Annotated in this window: 7 protein-coding genes and 1 tRNA gene; all 8 read right to left on the reverse strand. The window is 60.1% G+C overall.

Annotated elements, in window-relative coordinates:
- A partial coding sequence (locus tag C4B30_RS26685) for a transposase (protein WP_199779088.1) occupies positions 1–559 on the reverse strand: 559 nt, incomplete at its 3' end.
- A 53-nt stretch (positions 560–612) separates the two neighbouring features.
- Positions 613–2,325, reverse strand: coding sequence for a DUF4236 domain-containing protein (locus C4B30_RS26690; protein ID WP_105133133.1), 1,713 nt, complete (start codon positions 2,323–2,325; stop codon positions 613–615).
- Positions 2,326–2,629: 304 nt separating this feature from the next.
- Entirely contained in the window at positions 2,630–9,229 is a 6,600-nt protein-coding gene (locus C4B30_RS26695; RefSeq protein ID WP_105133134.1) for a DUF3320 domain-containing protein, read from the reverse strand.
- Positions 9,230–10,212: 983 nt separating this feature from the next.
- A tRNA-Ile gene (locus C4B30_RS26700) sits at positions 10,213–10,291 on the reverse strand.
- Positions 10,292–10,429: 138 nt separating this feature from the next.
- A complete protein-coding gene (rpoD, locus tag C4B30_RS26705) occupies positions 10,430–12,853 on the reverse strand; it encodes an RNA polymerase sigma factor RpoD (protein ID WP_089501430.1) in 2,424 nt (807 codons plus the stop codon).
- Between the two features lie 88 nt (positions 12,854–12,941).
- Entirely contained in the window at positions 12,942–14,819 is a 1,878-nt protein-coding gene (dnaG, locus tag C4B30_RS26710; RefSeq protein ID WP_027782560.1) for a DNA primase, read from the reverse strand.
- Positions 14,820–14,890: 71 nt separating this feature from the next.
- Positions 14,891–15,337: a GatB/YqeY domain-containing protein gene (locus tag C4B30_RS26715; protein ID WP_105133135.1), complete on the reverse strand. Its 447-nt coding sequence runs from the start codon at positions 15,335–15,337 to the stop codon at positions 14,891–14,893.
- A gap of 194 nt (positions 15,338–15,531) precedes the next feature.
- Positions 15,532–15,744, reverse strand: coding sequence for a 30S ribosomal protein S21 (gene rpsU / locus C4B30_RS26720; RefSeq protein WP_006479415.1), 213 nt, complete (start codon positions 15,742–15,744; stop codon positions 15,532–15,534).
- Between the last annotated feature and the right edge of the window lie 91 nt (positions 15,745–15,835).

Below are 15,835 nucleotides of genomic sequence, written 5' to 3' on the forward strand. Positions count from 1 at the left end.
CTTCGCGAATCTTGACCCGCAGTGCGTCGAAAAACACGACCGGATACATCGGCTCGAGCGGTCGGGCCTGCCAGGCCGTCACTTCGGCCATGACCTCGTCGGTCACGGAGCTGATGAAGTCGGGCGAAACCTCGGTACCGTACTGTTCTATCAGAAAGCCCTGGATCTCGCGTACGGTCATGCCTCGGGCATACATGGCGACGATCTTGTCGTCGAAGCCGGTGAAGCGCCGTTCGTGCTTGGGAATCAGGACGGGTTCGAAGCTGCCGTCGCGGTCACGCGGCACCTCGATGCGGATCGGACCGTCTTCGGTCAGAACCGTCTTGGCGCCTTTGCCGTTGCGCTGATTCGTAGCGTTGGCCGGCTTGGCAGCTCCGAGAGGGTAGCCGAGATGATGGTTCATCTCGCCGCCCAACGCACGCTCGATCAGCGCTTTCTTGAGCGCCAGCGTCGCGGCATTGATGGCTTCAGCCGTCATCGGACCGTTGCCGAACTGTTCAAGCAGCTCGGCCGAAATCGCCGGCAGAACTGCCGGCTGGGCTTTCGGTTTGCGAGGCATACACTCTCCTTGGGAGCATGTTATGCCTTAAACACAAAATTCCTGACAGGCCCCTATTCGGCTACCGCATTGCCTGTCTCAGCGATATGCTGGAGCACGGTTCTTTGGTCTGCATACCACCTTGCCAAACATTCGCGGTCGTGACAGGCTTTCTCGCGGTAGTTCCACTGCTCCAGCGTTCGCTCCTTGAAAGCCACCGGGTCCGTGACAGCCGCCTTTGCTTTGGTATACATGGCAGCCAGCTCGACGTCAGCCGCAGCCAGCTGGGCATCAGTGCAAATGAGGTGTTCAGCATCCGAATGCGCCTTGCTGCAATCGAAGCTTGTCCGCAGGGTCGATTGCGCCGGAGCGAGTGCAGCTGTGTCTGAAGCCGCTTCGGTCTCCGTCGAGTGCACCCATTCGGCGAGCGGAGTTGAATCCAGCGGCAGGTCCTTCCATGTCACCCTTTTGATGATGGCCTTACCGGATGCGGGGTCGACAGTTTCCCGAAACGCAAAATCGCCCTTACCCGTAGACGCATCAATTGCAAACGCGGCGGCATCCGAACCACAAGCACCTGCCTTACATCCTTGCCCTACTAGAAAGCCGTCTCGCAACTCGATGCCTCTGGAATTCGCGACCGCGAGCCGGTCAACGAATCGCTTCCAGTCTGCCTTGGAAGCATGGTTGAAGGTCGCGCGAAACCGCTTGTCGGTAACCACGTCGACCGGCAGCTTTCCGACCATCCAACTGAAGTCGAGTTGCTTTCCGTCCCCCTGTGCAATGCCGGCGGCCACGCTCGACGTCGATGCGACAGATTTCTCGGCACCTTGCGTCGCTGTCGCAGGCTGATAAGCATTCGGTGTTCGATACGACCACGCAACTGCAGAAACGGCTACAAGCAGAACGCCGAAGCCGATTGCCTTGACATGCGTGTTGTCCCGGACCTCACCAAGTGCCGGGCGCCCGGACACCTCGACAGCCAACAACGCGTCGAACCGCTCGTTGGCATCCGCAATCGTGTTTGCAGCAGCAGTTTTTTTCTTGCTGAACGATACGAAGCTGAAGCCCCCAAATGCAAGCGCGACCAGGAGCAGAATTAGGCCGGCGACAGTGCCACCCATGAACAGGAGAAATGCTGCTATGAGTCCCACAACCAACGGGGCCATTAACGTGGGGGCCACCGGCCACGAGCGCACCACGCTTGCAAGGGTGGCGGCTTCGTTCGCCAGTTGTCCTCTATCGCCGAGGTTTTCTGAACACTTGCGCTCGACTTCATAGACCGCGAGCATCGCCTTCTCTTTCTCGGCGAGCGATATCGAGCCGATGTCGACAGCCAACTTAATTGCCTTGGTCGTAGCTTCAAACTCAAGAGCGAGCGTCTCGACGAATCCTTGATGCTCCTCAAGCGTTACTGCATCCGTCAAATCCTCCCGTCGAACGTAGACGCCGTGCGACATGAAGTACAGCAACAGCGCATTCGCCGTGCGCTCCTGCACCTGGGCCACGAAGTCTCGAGCTGCCTGCTCCCGCTTCGAGAGACGTTCCGTGCTCGCGGAATCGATGCGACCACTTCCGACAACCACGGAGCGTACCGGATTCGATGTACGTGTTGCGCGGGTGTTCTGGGTAAAGCGAATACCTGTGCCAGGAATACTAGCGGTCACACGGCCGCGCGAATTGTAGGTAAATCCTTTGCCACCAATCGACGTACTGACACCGCTCTTGCTCACGTTCAGACGAACGCCAGGCGCTATCTTTATGCTCTTCCTGAAACCCCAGCCCATTTTTAGCCCCGTATTGTCTCAATTCGTTTGGTCAGCTGGAGCTACCCATCAAGCCCCGCTTGTACAGACGAGCGCGTTAGTGGGCCTCCAGTGAAGTCCCACCCACGACGTTCGACCCGACTCTCTCCACGCGAGCCTTACTCACTGCAGAGACCTTGCTCGGACCAATCGCGTGCCATCGCGATAACACCCGACTCGTACCATGACCTGCCTACGGCATTTCTATAGCAAGCGTCTTGAGCTCGTCTAGCGAGATTCGTCAACAGAGCGTGCGGTGCCGTCGGCGGCCCGTCTGAACTAAACGTTATTCACGTCGCCATGCTTGCTCCAAACGCTCCCTGCTCGCACCGCGCAGTCGAAGGAGGCCCAACTCTCGACTCATGGCGTTGAGCCCTGACTCCTCGTCATGCCCCCCGGCTTGCAGTTTCGTCGCAAGCGTTCTCAGCTCTGCGATTGAAACCTCATCTACCGGTCGTGTAGCTCCGGGCAGCGGACTTCTAAACGCTAAAGATGCCTTATCACCGACAGTCTTAGGCCAGATAAACAGGCCAACATCTTCAGTCTCTGCATCAAAGTGCTTCGACGCGAGGTCGACCACGCGATTCAGAATGCGAGAGCCGGTTCGGGACCATCCATGCGCGCGAGCAATACGTCTTGCCAGAACCTCATCGCGCACGGGTCCCTCGACGTTGACGACTGCTGTAATCATCGCGAGCAGACGCTCGTCGTAAGAGCGAGCGAAGAACAGCTCCGGGTCACGCTCGTGGTCGGAAATCGTCAAGTCAACTTCAACGAATATCGCCTCCTCGCGCTCAACGGAAATCGGCGTTGACGCGGCGCGAGCGTACATGACCGGCGCTTCATCTTCGGAGACTGCACCCTTCGATACCATCTTCGGCACAACATCTTCTACTGCATTTGCGTTGCTGAATCCGCTGCCCGAACCTGATTTTGCGGCGGCGAGAACGTCTTCTGCGATTGCTGCAGCGCTCTGCATTTCCGCTGCCTCTGCTTCTCGTCTGACCGCAAGCAAAGCTCGCAGTTGACTATCCACTTTCTCGAGGGTGCCCGGCATGTCAACCCACCAGTCTGTCGACCAGATTCGGACGATTTCCCAACCAAGTCCTCTCAGCACCTGCTCGCGCAGCTTATCGCGGTCACGAGCCGTCGCTGAGCGATGGTAGGTCGCGCCATCACATTCAACGCCTGCCAGATAGCGGCCAGGAGCATCGGGGTCCACCACGCCAAGGTCAATACGAAACGCCGACACGCCCACCTGAGGATGAACCGTCCAGCCCCTCTCCGCCAGTGCCACACACACTGCCTTCTCAAACGGGCTATCGAAGTCACCAATGCTGCCGGCAACGGCTTCACCCAAAGCGCGAGCTCCCCGCTCGGCAAACTCGAGGAAGTGCTTCAGGTCTCGAACACCCAGCGCCTGCGTTCGGGACAGGTCCATTTTCTCCGGCTTGAAGCTGCCAAACACACGCAGTTCCTGGCGGGCACGCGTGATAGCAACATTGAGGCGCCGCTCCCCACCTTGCTGGTTCATCGGACCGAAGTTCATTAGCATCGTGCCATCAATGCCAGGGCCGTAGGTAATCGAGAAGTACATAACGTCCCGCTCGTCACCTTGAACGCTTTCCAAATTCTTGACGAACACCGGCTCAAGCGCTGACTCGGCAAAGTGCGGCTCGATTGACGGGTCCTTGCGACGCTCCTCGTCAAGGAGGTCTTCAATCAGGCGCTGCTGCTCGGTATTAAACGTGACGACACCGACCGTCATCCTACTGTCGATGAATCCCGGGGATTTCAGTCTGCCGACCAAGTCGACCACAAGCGCCTTCGCCTCTGGTTTGTTGGTACGGGCTCCACCGCGCTCGTACTGGCCTTCGGTCACGAGATGGAAACTGACAGCCCTGTCGATGGTGACAGGACTCGGGAATGTAACCAGGTCGCCGCTGTAGTACCGGTAGTTCGAGAAGGCAATGAGGCTCTCGTGCCGGCTGCGGTAGTGCCACGACAGTTTCATCGTCGGCAGGTTCGCTCCGATACATTCTTCCAGAATGCTCTCGAGCTCCGCCTCGACATCCGTATCGTCGACATCGGATTCCGCACGGTCGAAGAAGCTGGTCGGCGGGAGCTGCTTCGGGTCACCGACCATGATGACTTGCCGCGCCCGCGCCATCGCACCAATCGCATCCCAGACCGGAATCTGAGAAGCTTCGTCGAAGACCACGACATCAAAGTCAGAGGTCTCAGCCGGTAGATACTGGGCAATCGACAGCGGGCTCATGAGCAGACAAGGAGTCAACCTGAGAATTGCACCAGAAGCCTTCGACATAAGTTCGCGCAACGGAAGATGTCGCGTCTTCTTCTGCATCTCATAACGCAGGAGCCCCCACTCGGAGCCCAGTGCGACCCTCGCCGGCGAAGGAAGACCGGACGAAAGTTGCGCTCTGACCCAGGCCCGAGTCAGAGCGACGAACTGCTCATCAAGCTCGCGAAAATCCTGGATGCGTTTTTCGTGCTCAGCGGACACAAAGTTACGCAGAACCTCGTCGCCATCCACGACAGCATTCAACCACCAGCGGCAGTAGTTGGTCTCAAAGACCGCCTTCACCTGCCCACGCTGAATATTGCCGTCTTCGATACCTGAAACCAATGGGGCCAATCCCAGCGAAAGCGCATGCTGACGGACTTTCCGCCAAGCGCACCAGAGCTTCAGCCGATTAGCATTCTGCACCACCTGCCTAGCGCGTTCCGCTACTTGCCCGGGGAGAAGCGAATGCAGAGTCGCGTGTTCCGAAGATACCAGCCCGCTGGCAGTCGCAAATTGAGCGACAACTTCATTAAACAACTGCAGCGCTTCGGCATAGGTGCGCCTCGTACCAGCAACGATGCCTGACGGCTCAAGCAGAATATTGCTGTCGCCAAGCAGAAGGGCGACCGGGGCTTTGACCGCTGCAAGCAGTTCAGGTGTATTCGCGAGGTTTGCAAGTGCGGCCGAGAGAGACTCGAAAAACTTGAGGGCCGGCTCAATGCCATCAATCTTGGTTTGTAGACCGCTCCACAGACCGGACGTCTTGCCTGACAGGTCTGCGAACTCCTGAATTCTGGCATGCAACGAAACCAACTCGCGCATGTTTCGTATGTCGGTAGCCGCGGTTGGGCCAGCGCGTCCAGACTCGATTACCGTATATCCGTCATCCACCCAGTGGGTTTCTGCTCTTGCAGCAGAGAGCGCTCCTTGAAAAGGCACATATGCCTTCGCGACTACAACATCAGTTTTGTAACCGGCCCAGACATTGCCCGTCTCGATTTCCAGATGAGCGAGACTCGCAATAACCTGCTCGATTTTCCGCAGCTCACGCATCCGCTGCAGGTCATCTTGAGCAGCATCGCCGCATTGCCCTCGGCTGACTGGGTCAAGGCCCACGTCATCCCAGTTCGAGCGTTCACGAGCACGCTCGAGGGCCGTCTGGAATGACAGGAGTGCACAAACTACATCAAGGTCTGTTTTGAGCCCCGTCCATACGCTCGAAGTGAGCGAGAACAGGTCACCGTATTCCTTGATTTCGTTATTGAGGGCGTCAATTCGCGCAAGACACTCGATATCACCGTCGATGTTCGGTTCGCCACCGTTTCCGCCGGCCAGCTCCCTGAGCTTCTTCGTCAAGGACCGTTTGCGCATCATGCTCATCGGCCAGCCCGAGTCCTTGAGCTCACGCAGGTCAGACTGCAACTCAGCAATTGTCCTTGTCTGGATGCCCTCCTTGTATGGAATCGAAAGCTGGCCGAGAACGTCAAGTCGGGTGCGCAGCAGTTCGATACCTTTGGCGAGGCGAGCGCGCAGTGTTTCGCTCCAAGGCACGGAAAGAGCTGCATGCAATTCCGAATCGCGTTGCAAATGGCTAATGCCTACTCGCAGGTCCTCGAGTGTCTGATTCGAGCAAGGCGTCGACAGCGTGCCGAGCAATTCCCGGTACCGCTGCAACATTGGTGTTGCCTGGCGCAATCCATCCGCAATAGACTTTGCATCCGGACGTAGTGCAAAACGCCAGTCGTAACCAGACGCGGACGGCAGAACAGCGGCGAGCATCCGCATACCATCGCGTACTTGGGGGTCCAACGGCAGGTCCGGCAGCCCTATAGCCTGGCGCAGGTCAGCCGCTGCTTTCTCGAAGCGCACCGCAACGTCTGGTACCGCGCGGGCAGCGTCGTCGAGCGCGGCCGCCCAGAGAGGCGACCACTCGGTCTGAGCCACATGTGCCAGCGGGGTTGACGTCAACTTCTCTTCACCGAATGCCTTGGCATTGACATCGAGCAGTTCGGCGGTTTCGCGAAGGCCCCGCATCGCTTCCATGTCATGCGCCTGGGTAGACGACCACGTCAGCCGGAACACTGGCAGGTCATGACCGCCGACGACTCGACCGATTGCCTCATAGACGCTCAGGCCATTCGAGTGCCGAAGATGAAGTCGTTCAACATATCCATTCAGCTGGGACCTCAGTCCTTCAAGTCGGACCGCTTCTGCGTGCCATTGTTCAGGCGCGAGGACGGCGGAGGCATCCCATGACGTTTTCAACTGCTCAAGAACATCAGTCTTACGCGCCTTGCTGGAGTGAAGCTCGAGACAGAAATTTCCAAGACCGACGTCCGCGAGGCGCCGGTAGACGACATCCAGCGCGGCCATCTTCTCGGAAACGAACAGAACGCGCTTGCGCTCGGCGAGGCACTGCGCAATGAGATTTGCAATCGTCTGGCTCTTTCCGGTGCCCGGTGGTCCAATCAGAACAAAATCCTTGCCTTTGCTGCCTGCGACCACGGCGGAAAGCTGCGACGAGTCTGCTGGTAGAGGGCAGAACGTCTCCTTCACAGGCAGCTCGACGTCCAGCCGCCTGACATCAGGGAACTCCACCGTACTTTGATACGAATCGCGCGGAGTGTCGATGAGGTGACGAACTACCGCGTTCTGTTTGAGCTGCTCGGTACGTTCAGTGAGGTCCCGCCACATCAAGTATTTGGCAAACGAGAAAGAGGCCAGAACAACTTCTTCCACGACCTCCCAGCCCTTGATGTCCTTAATGGCATGGGACACCGTTTTCCAGATTCCTGCAACATCGAGGCCTGAATCATCCTTGGGCAGCTCGACATCGTTCACACCGAGTTCGAGCTCGAAGTCCTGACGCAGCATTTCAATGAGCGTCGGATTGAATCGGGCCTCTTCGTCGTAAAGCTTCAGACTGAAGCCAGAGCGCGCACTGCGACGCTCGAGAGTGACAGGTACGAGGATGAGAGGTGCACGATATTTCTTGTCTTCTTTGTCGTCGCGCGTCCACGATAGGAAGCCGAGCGCGAGGTACAGTGTATTCGAACCACCCTCCTGCAAGGTGGTCCGGGAATTCCGGAACAATTCAGTCAGGCGCGAATCCATCTCGTCCTGCGGCAACCCGATAAACACTTCCTTGCGCGTCAACGCGTCGAGAGCGTGCTGGCGGCGAATGTGTTCGCGCTCGCGCGCCTCATGGATAGCCTGGCTGCGTGGGTCCGAACCGTCCATGAGGTCCGGACGGGTCAGCAGCTTTAGCGCATGTCCCTCCGCCAGAACATCCTCAAGCAGTCCTGGCTCAGGCGCATCGAGCTTCAGGGACTTCTTTCCCGACTTGAAGCTCAGCAGATTGTTCCTGAGTGACAGGTCGAGGAGCCTTCGCTGCCAGCGTGTAAGACGGTCCTCCGGCCGCTCCTGCCCGTCGTCTGAATGCGCGTCGTCGAGCTCCTCCAAAAACTCAGGGGCATCCTCCCACCGCGGAGTCAGGTCCTCGGTCATCTCGGTGCCAGCTGTGCCACGAACTACAGCGTGTTCGCTAGCAAGCGGTTTGATGCGCTGCCGGCGTGCGCGTCGAATATCAATTGCCAGCTCGAACTTCGGCTCTTCGTCTTCGGAGATGTGTTCCTCACCTTTGGCCGTTGTGAAACTGAAAATCGGCAGAGGCCTCTGTGCAAGGAGGGTCGACTCGAACAGGACCATCTCTTTGAGCTTCACCCGCTTCCGCAGAGCAGTGATGTCGTCAATGACAGTGGTCGAGAACTCTTCGGGCTTCAGCCAGACGCCGGGAAAAGCGTGCCCCTGCTGGAAGACGAGAACTGGATTCAGGCCCGCCTGCTCCAGTGCCGCGCAGACGAACAAAGCCAGGTCGAGACAGGTAGCGAGTCCAGATTCCGCAATCTGGCTGGGCCCGCGCACTTTCTGTCCTTCCCGCTCGAAGCTCGCGGGAGGTACGGCATAGTCGAGTCCCATCGCTCCAATTGCATTCCAGATAGCAGAAGCGAGTTCCCATGCGCGCTTTGCACCTTCCTGGTAGCCATTGATGCCGCCGGGCTTCCCCGCTTTGCGTAGCATCTCCGCAGCCTGCTTGAGCACACGTTCGACTGCCTGCTCGTTCGGCTGAACAAAGGCCGCAATCATGTCCGGCAACGACGACAGGCCGCCCCACTGATTCCTTGGAAGAAGCTCGACTGTCTGCTCGGAAACTGCAACCTCGGCTGACTCTCGGTTTGGCGCAGTGAGGGTGAGCGTGACCACCGACTTTTCCGACTCAGTCAGGCGGCCAAGCAGCGGACCGTCGAGAGACAAATCAAGGTCCGTGATACGCAGGGTCTGCCCCGCCGCCAGATGGTCTAGGTGCCAAGTCTTGGGCTTGAGGAATGGTGGGTCAGAAATCGCGGTGAGCTTCAAGTCCCGGAATGCGTCTTCCGTTTCGTTAACTATGGAAAGCTCCCGAACCACGGGCACCGCGTTCTGAAAGTCCGCCAGATTGACCCGTCCAGCGACGGTCGCCTGAATCTGGACGCAATAACGCTTTGCCGATTCATCCGTCGGCTCGACAACCCCGGTATCCATCAATGGCCTCCAACTACAACTAGCTATTCGTCTAGACGTGTTGCCACGAACGCTTACTTCCTCCGGAAACATCCGTGCCAACCGTACTTTCTAATCCCCGTTCAAGCGGTACAGAAGCTTCCACTTGGCGAACCCACCAGCGCGTCGAACAACAGTCAGACCTCGGATGCGAACGGCAGTGGGGAAATTAGGATACCAGCGGCAAGATGTATTACAAGGACAATAAATGTCACCAGAATACTGAAAGCAATAAAATCGGTACTGGGCTTATCTGATGGCTGCGCGGAGCGGTGTTAGTCTGGCCGCCTTACCTGGTCCCTGACCTTGTTCGTGTTTCTCCGGAGCAGGCAACTATTACTAGGGATATTTGGCTATTGACTCATCACAACGTACGACGGTCGCCAGTCCTGCGCGCAGCGATGGAATTCCTCCACGAGCATGTAATACACACCGCCATCTAGGTTACAAAACGTTGCAGCATCAACTGAAGGTGAGGGCCTCTTGATTCCATTTTGCTTTACTGGTGCAACCGCATCTTGTCGACAGATGATGAAGAAACGGCCGCAATAAAAATCCTCGCGCCTAAGGCTCAGGCCTGAGCATTCCGTTGGGTCTGGGCCCCGGATGGTAAGGCTGAGCCATCCTCGCCGAAGGCAAGGCCATCAACCTGCGTGAGATCAACGCTCGTATACCCAAGAAGGTCCTGGGTAGCATCCGAGGCGCCATCGACATGCTTCAGGAGGTCAAGGAGACGCTCGACGTGCGCTACGCGACTTCGGGTACCCCAGCAACGCAAAAGCCGGCCACACGGGCCGGCTTTTTTACGTCCATTCGCGGCAGAACAACGCGAACAGAACGTTCGACGCTACCACCGATTCCCGATAAAACAAAATGCGTCCCATCGGTAAATAAAGCATCTCGTGTCCAGGTGGCCACTTTATGCTTAACGGCACAGCTTCCCCGGACAACCGTGGAAGCGAATCTGGTGGGCCCCCCGGGAGTCGAACCCGGCACCAACGAATTATGAGTTCGCTGCTCTAACCAAGCATGAGCTAGGGGCCCAGACGAGAAGCAAAGCGTGCTACACGCTGCCCCGGCAACGAGGCCGGGCCGGCATTGTAACAACAAAGACGACGGAGGGAACGAACGCCGCCGGCATCATGCGGATACCGGCGGCGTTCGTGGCACAGACGCTGGAAATCAGTTCCCTTCGAGGAACGACTTCAGCTTGTCGGAACGGCTCGGGTGACGCAGCTTGCGCAGCGCCTTGGCCTCGATCTGACGGATCCGCTCGCGCGTGACGTCGAACTGCTTGCCGACTTCCTCGAGCGTGTGATCGGTGCTCATCTCGATACCGAAACGCATCCGCAGCACCTTCGCCTCGCGCGGCGTCAGCGAATCGAGCACGTCCTTCACGACGTCGCGCATGCTGGCATGCAGCGCGGCATCCGCCGGCGCGACCGTGTTGGTGTCCTCGATGAAGTCGCCGAGATGGGAATCGTCGTCGTCGCCGATCGGCGTTTCCATCGAGATCGGCTCCTTCGCGATCTTCATGATCTTGCGGATCTTGTCTTCCGGCATCTCCATCTTCTCGGCGAGCGTGGCCGGATCCGGCTCGAGACCGGTTTCCTGCAGGATCTGCCGCGAGATGCGGTTCATCTTGTTGATCGTCTCGATCATGTGAACCGGAATACGGATCGTGCGCGCCTGGTCGGCGATCGAGCGCGTGATGGCCTGACGGATCCACCACGTCGCATAGGTCGAGAACTTGTAGCCGCGACGGTATTCGAACTTGTCCACCGCCTTCATCAGGCCGATGTTGCCTTCCTGGATCAGGTCGAGGAACTGCAGGCCGCGGTTCGTGTACTTCTTCGCGATCGAGATCACGAGACGCAGGTTGGCCTCGGTCATTTCGCGCTTCGCCTGACGTGCCTTCAGTTCGCCGGCCGCCATCTGGCGGTTGGTTTCCTTCAGGTCCTTCAGCGGCAGCACGACGCGCGCCTGCAGGTCGAGCAGTCGCTGCTGCTGTTCGCGGATCGCCGGGACGTTACGCGACAGCACCGCGCTGTACGAATGGCCTTCCGCGGTGATCTTCTCGGCCCAGTCGAGATCCGTCTCGCTGCCGGGGAAGCGCGCGATGAATTCCGAGCGCGGCATGCCGCACTTGTCGACGACGATGTGCAGGATCTGACGCTCGACCTGGCGCACTTCGTCCACCTGCGCACGCAGCGTGTCGCACAGGCGTTCGACGGTACGCGCGGTGAAGCGGATCGTCATCAGCTCGCTCTGGATCGTTTCCTGCGCCTTCAGGTAAGCCTTCGACTTGTAGCCTTCCTTCTCGAACGCACGGCGCATCTTGTCGAACCACTCGCTGATCTGCGAGAACTTCTCGAGCGACGCGCGCTTGAGGGCTTCGAGTTGGGCGGCGTTGGCCGATGCCTGGGCGGCACCGTCGTCTTCCTCCTCTTCCTCTTCTTCCTCTTCCTCTTCGGCTTCCTCGTCCTCGTTCTCGATGGCTTCCGCTTCCTTCGCGGAGAAGCCGTCCGTATCGGCGGAGTCCGACGCATTCGGATCGAGCAGGCCGTCGACGAGCTCGTCGACGCGGATCTCTTCGTTCGCGACGCGTTCGGCCATCGCGAGGATGTCGGCGATCGTCGTCGGGCACGCGGAGATGGCCATCACCATGTGGCGCAGGCCGTCCTCGATCCGCTTCGCGATCTCGATTTCGCCTTCGCGCGTGAGCAGCTCGACGGTGCCCATCTCGCGCATGTACATCCGGACCGGATCGGTCGTACGGCCGAATTCCGAATCGACGGTGGACAGCGCGACTTCCGCTTCCTCTTCGACTTCATCGTCCGACGACGCGGCGGGCGCGTTGTCGTTCAGGAGCAGCGTTTCCGCGTCCGGCGCCTGCTCGTATACCGCCACGCCCATGTCGTTGAACGTGCCGATGATGCCCTCGAGGGCTTCGGTCTCGGTGAAGTTGTCCGGCAGGTGGTCGTTGATTTCGGCGTACGTCAGGAAGCCGCGCTCCTTGCCGAGCTTGATCAGCGCGCGCAGTTTCACGCGGCGCTCTTCGAGCTCCTCGGCCGTGCCCGGCGTGCTCGTCGCGAACGCTTCCTTCAGCAGCGCCTTTTCCTTGGCGCGACGATCGCGCACCTTGGATTTGCCCGGGGCAGCCGCAGCTGCGGCTGCGGGCTGCTCGTCGCTCTGATTTGCGTCGTCTTCGACGGTTACTTCGTTCAGCTTTTTGGTCATGGAGTTCGCCGTACCGGCTATATCGACTCGCGGCTGCTGGACGACAGCCGGTTGAACCGTGGGTGCATGAGTAGTACGTACTGCCGTTTCGTCCGCGTCGGCAGTCGTGTCCCTTGCGCTTTTCGCACTTGCCCGCTTCGCCGCCGGCTTGGCCGGCCCGGAGTCGGGTCTGGCGGCAGCCCGTGTTCTGGCTGCCGGTGCCGGCGCAGCCTGAGCAGTGCCGGCCGCGGTTTTCTTTCCCGCAGGGGCTGACGTGGCCGAAGACGTTGTCCTGGAGGAAGAAGCAGACTTGGCCGCTGTGACCTTCTTGGTCGGCTCCGTCGAGCCCTTGCCTGTTGCTTTCTTTCCGCCTGTCGTCTTTGCCATCGCGATTCTCGCCTCTGCTTGGAAAACAAACCGCTGGAAACCTTATATTATAGCACGCTGGGGAGCCCTCTCTAAGCGCCCCGGCCGCCTACAGCCCGAGCCGACGCTTCATGTCGGTTCGCTGCTGGTTCAATTCCGTCAATTCGGCCAGTTCCTCGGGGGTAAAGGTGGATTGCCGCGCCAGCCTGTCCAGCCGGTCGCAGCAGGCGTCATAGCGCATCTTGAGCACCGCTGCCTGCAGCTCCTCCCCCGCAATCCGCTCCTGCTCACGCTGCCGCTCGGGCACCGTCTCGTCTTCCGGATTCTGTAACAGCAAATCGCGGACGTTTTCATCATAGTCCAGAATTTCGCGGAAGATTTCCTCGTAAGTCGCCCCGTTCGAGGACGTCCTCAGGACATCCGACAGCAGCCGGAACTCCGCGCCGTCGCCCAGCGCACGCGCATGATCGACGACTTCCGCGAACAACTCGCCGATGCGCGGCAGCGCGCGCAGGGTCGCAATCTGTTCGTCGTCGAGCTGCGATGCGATGCGCGGATGCATCACCAGCGTGCGCAACGCGCGCTTTTCGCTGTCCGTCACGCGGCGCCGCTCGCTGCGCGCGGGCGCCTGGCGCGGCGGCGCCGCGATACGCGTATCGACGTCCGACAGCGCCGCGACCTCTTCGAACGGGATATCGAGGCGATCGGCGAACATGTGCATGATCTGCGCGCGCAACGCGTTCGCGGGCAGCGCCTGCAACAGCGGCTTCGCATCGAACAGCGCCTTCGCGCGGCCTTCCGGCTGATCGAGCGCCTTGCCGGCAATCGCTTCGTTCAACAGAAACTGGGACAGCGGCATCGCGCGTTCGACCTGCTCGGAGAACGCGTCCGCGCCGAACTCGCGCACGTAGCTGTCGGGATCGTGCTCGGTCGGCAGAAAAAGGAACCGGATCGTACGGTTGTCGCCCGCATGCGGCAGGCATGCCTCGAGCGCGCGCCGGGCCGCGCGCCGCCCGGCCGAATCGCCGTCGAAACTGAAAATGACCGTGTCGGTCTGACGCAGCAGCTTCTGCACGTGAATCGGCGTGCACGCGGTGCCCAGCGTCGCGACCGCGTTCGGGAACCCGAGCTGCGCGAGCGCGACGACGTCCATGTAGCCTTCGACGACCAGCACGTACTTGCGCTCGCGGATCGCGAGCCGCGCCTCGAACAACCCGTACAGCTCGCTGCCCTTGTTGAACAGCGGCGTTTCCGGCGAGTTCAGGTACTTCGGTTCGCCGCTGCCGAGCACGCGGCCGCCGAAACCGATCACCTGCCCCTTCACGTTGCGGATCGGGAACATGATCCGCTCGCGGAACCGGTCGTAGCGGCGCGCGACGCCCTGCGCATCGGTTTTCTCGCTGACGATCACGAGCCCCGCCTCGACGAGCGACTCGTCGCGATAGTCGGGGAATGCGGCTTCGAGGTTCTGCCAGCCGTCGGGCGCATAGCCGAGACCGAAACGTGCGGCGATCTCGCCGGTCAGGCCCCGGTTCTTCAGGTACTGGATCGCGACGGTCGCACCGCGCAACTGCTTGCGGTAGTAGTCGCACGCGGCCGTCATCGCGTCGGACAGCGCGGTCGCCACCGATTTCGACACGGGCGCCGGATAGTCGCCGCCCCCGCCTGCGCCCCCACCGCCGCCGCGCATCGACGGCTCGTGCGGCACGGTCAGGCCGACGGATTGCGCGAGCTCCTGCACGGCTTCCGGGAACGTGAGCCCCGCGTGCTCCATCAGGAAGCCGATCGCGGTGCCGTGCGCGCCGCAGCCGAAGCAGTGGTAGAACTGCTTGGTCGGGCTGACGGTAAACGACGGGCTCTTCTCGTTATGGAACGGGCACAGCCCCATGAAATTGGCGCCGCCCTTCTTGAGCTGCACGTACCGACCCACCACGTCGACGATATCGACGCGGTTCAGCAAGTCCTGCAGGAACGAATGCGGAATCACCGTGGGATCGAGCGAAAAAAAGACAATACGAAGCCCGGCGCACGCATCGCTGGGCGCGCCGGGAACGGGTTTTACTTCGTGAGCGCGGCCTTGACCTGCGCGGAAACGGCCGTCATGTCGGCACGGCCGGCGAGCTTGCTCTTCAGCACGCCCATCACCTTGCCCATGTCCTGCGGGCCGGCCGCGCCGGTTTGCGCGACCGCCGCCTGGACTTCGGCCGCCACTTCGGCGTCCGACAGTTGCGCGGGCATGTAGCCGCCCAGCACGGTCAGCTCGGCCTGCTCCTTCGCGACGAGATCGTCGCGACCGGCCGCCTGGAACTGGCTGATCGAATCCTTGCGCTGCTTGATCATCTTGTCGATCACGGCCGTGATGCCGGCGTCGTCGAGCGTGACCCGATCATCGACTTCGCGCTGCTTGATCGCGGCCATCAGCAGGCGAATCGTTGCCAGGCGCTCGCTTTCCTTCGCACGCATCGCGGCCTTCATGTCTTCGCTGATCTGCTCTTTCAAACTCATCTTTCACCCGGGATGGAAACGTGAATCCGACGCCCGCGAATGGGCGTCAACACAAAAACCCGCTTGGGACAGTGTCTCAAGCGGGTTGCTCGAATCCGGCATCGGCGACTCGCCGCCTGATCGGCTGCGCGATCGCACCCGATCGCACGGAGTCGCCGGTGCGCCGCTCAGCGAACCGCGCGGCGCCCAATCGTTCAGTACAGCTTCTTCGGCAGCGTCTGGCTGCGAATACGCTTGTAATGACGCTTCACCGCAGCGGCCTTCTTGCGCTTGCGTTCTGCGGTCGGCTTCTCGTAAAACTCGCGCGCACGAAGCTCGGTCAGCAGACCATTCTTCTCGATCGTGCGCTTGAAGCGACGCATTGCAACTTCGAACGGCTCGTTCTCTTTAACGCGAATGATCGTCATGATCCGACACGAATAAAGGTTTGCAGGGAAAGACTACTGAGTATAGCAGAGCGATTATCCAAAGGCACGGGGCCGGGCCCCGCCGGACGGC

Origin of the sequence: Burkholderia sp. BE12 (assembly GCF_002959955.1) — a bacterium.
Classification (GTDB): domain Bacteria; phylum Pseudomonadota; class Gammaproteobacteria; order Burkholderiales; family Burkholderiaceae; genus Burkholderia.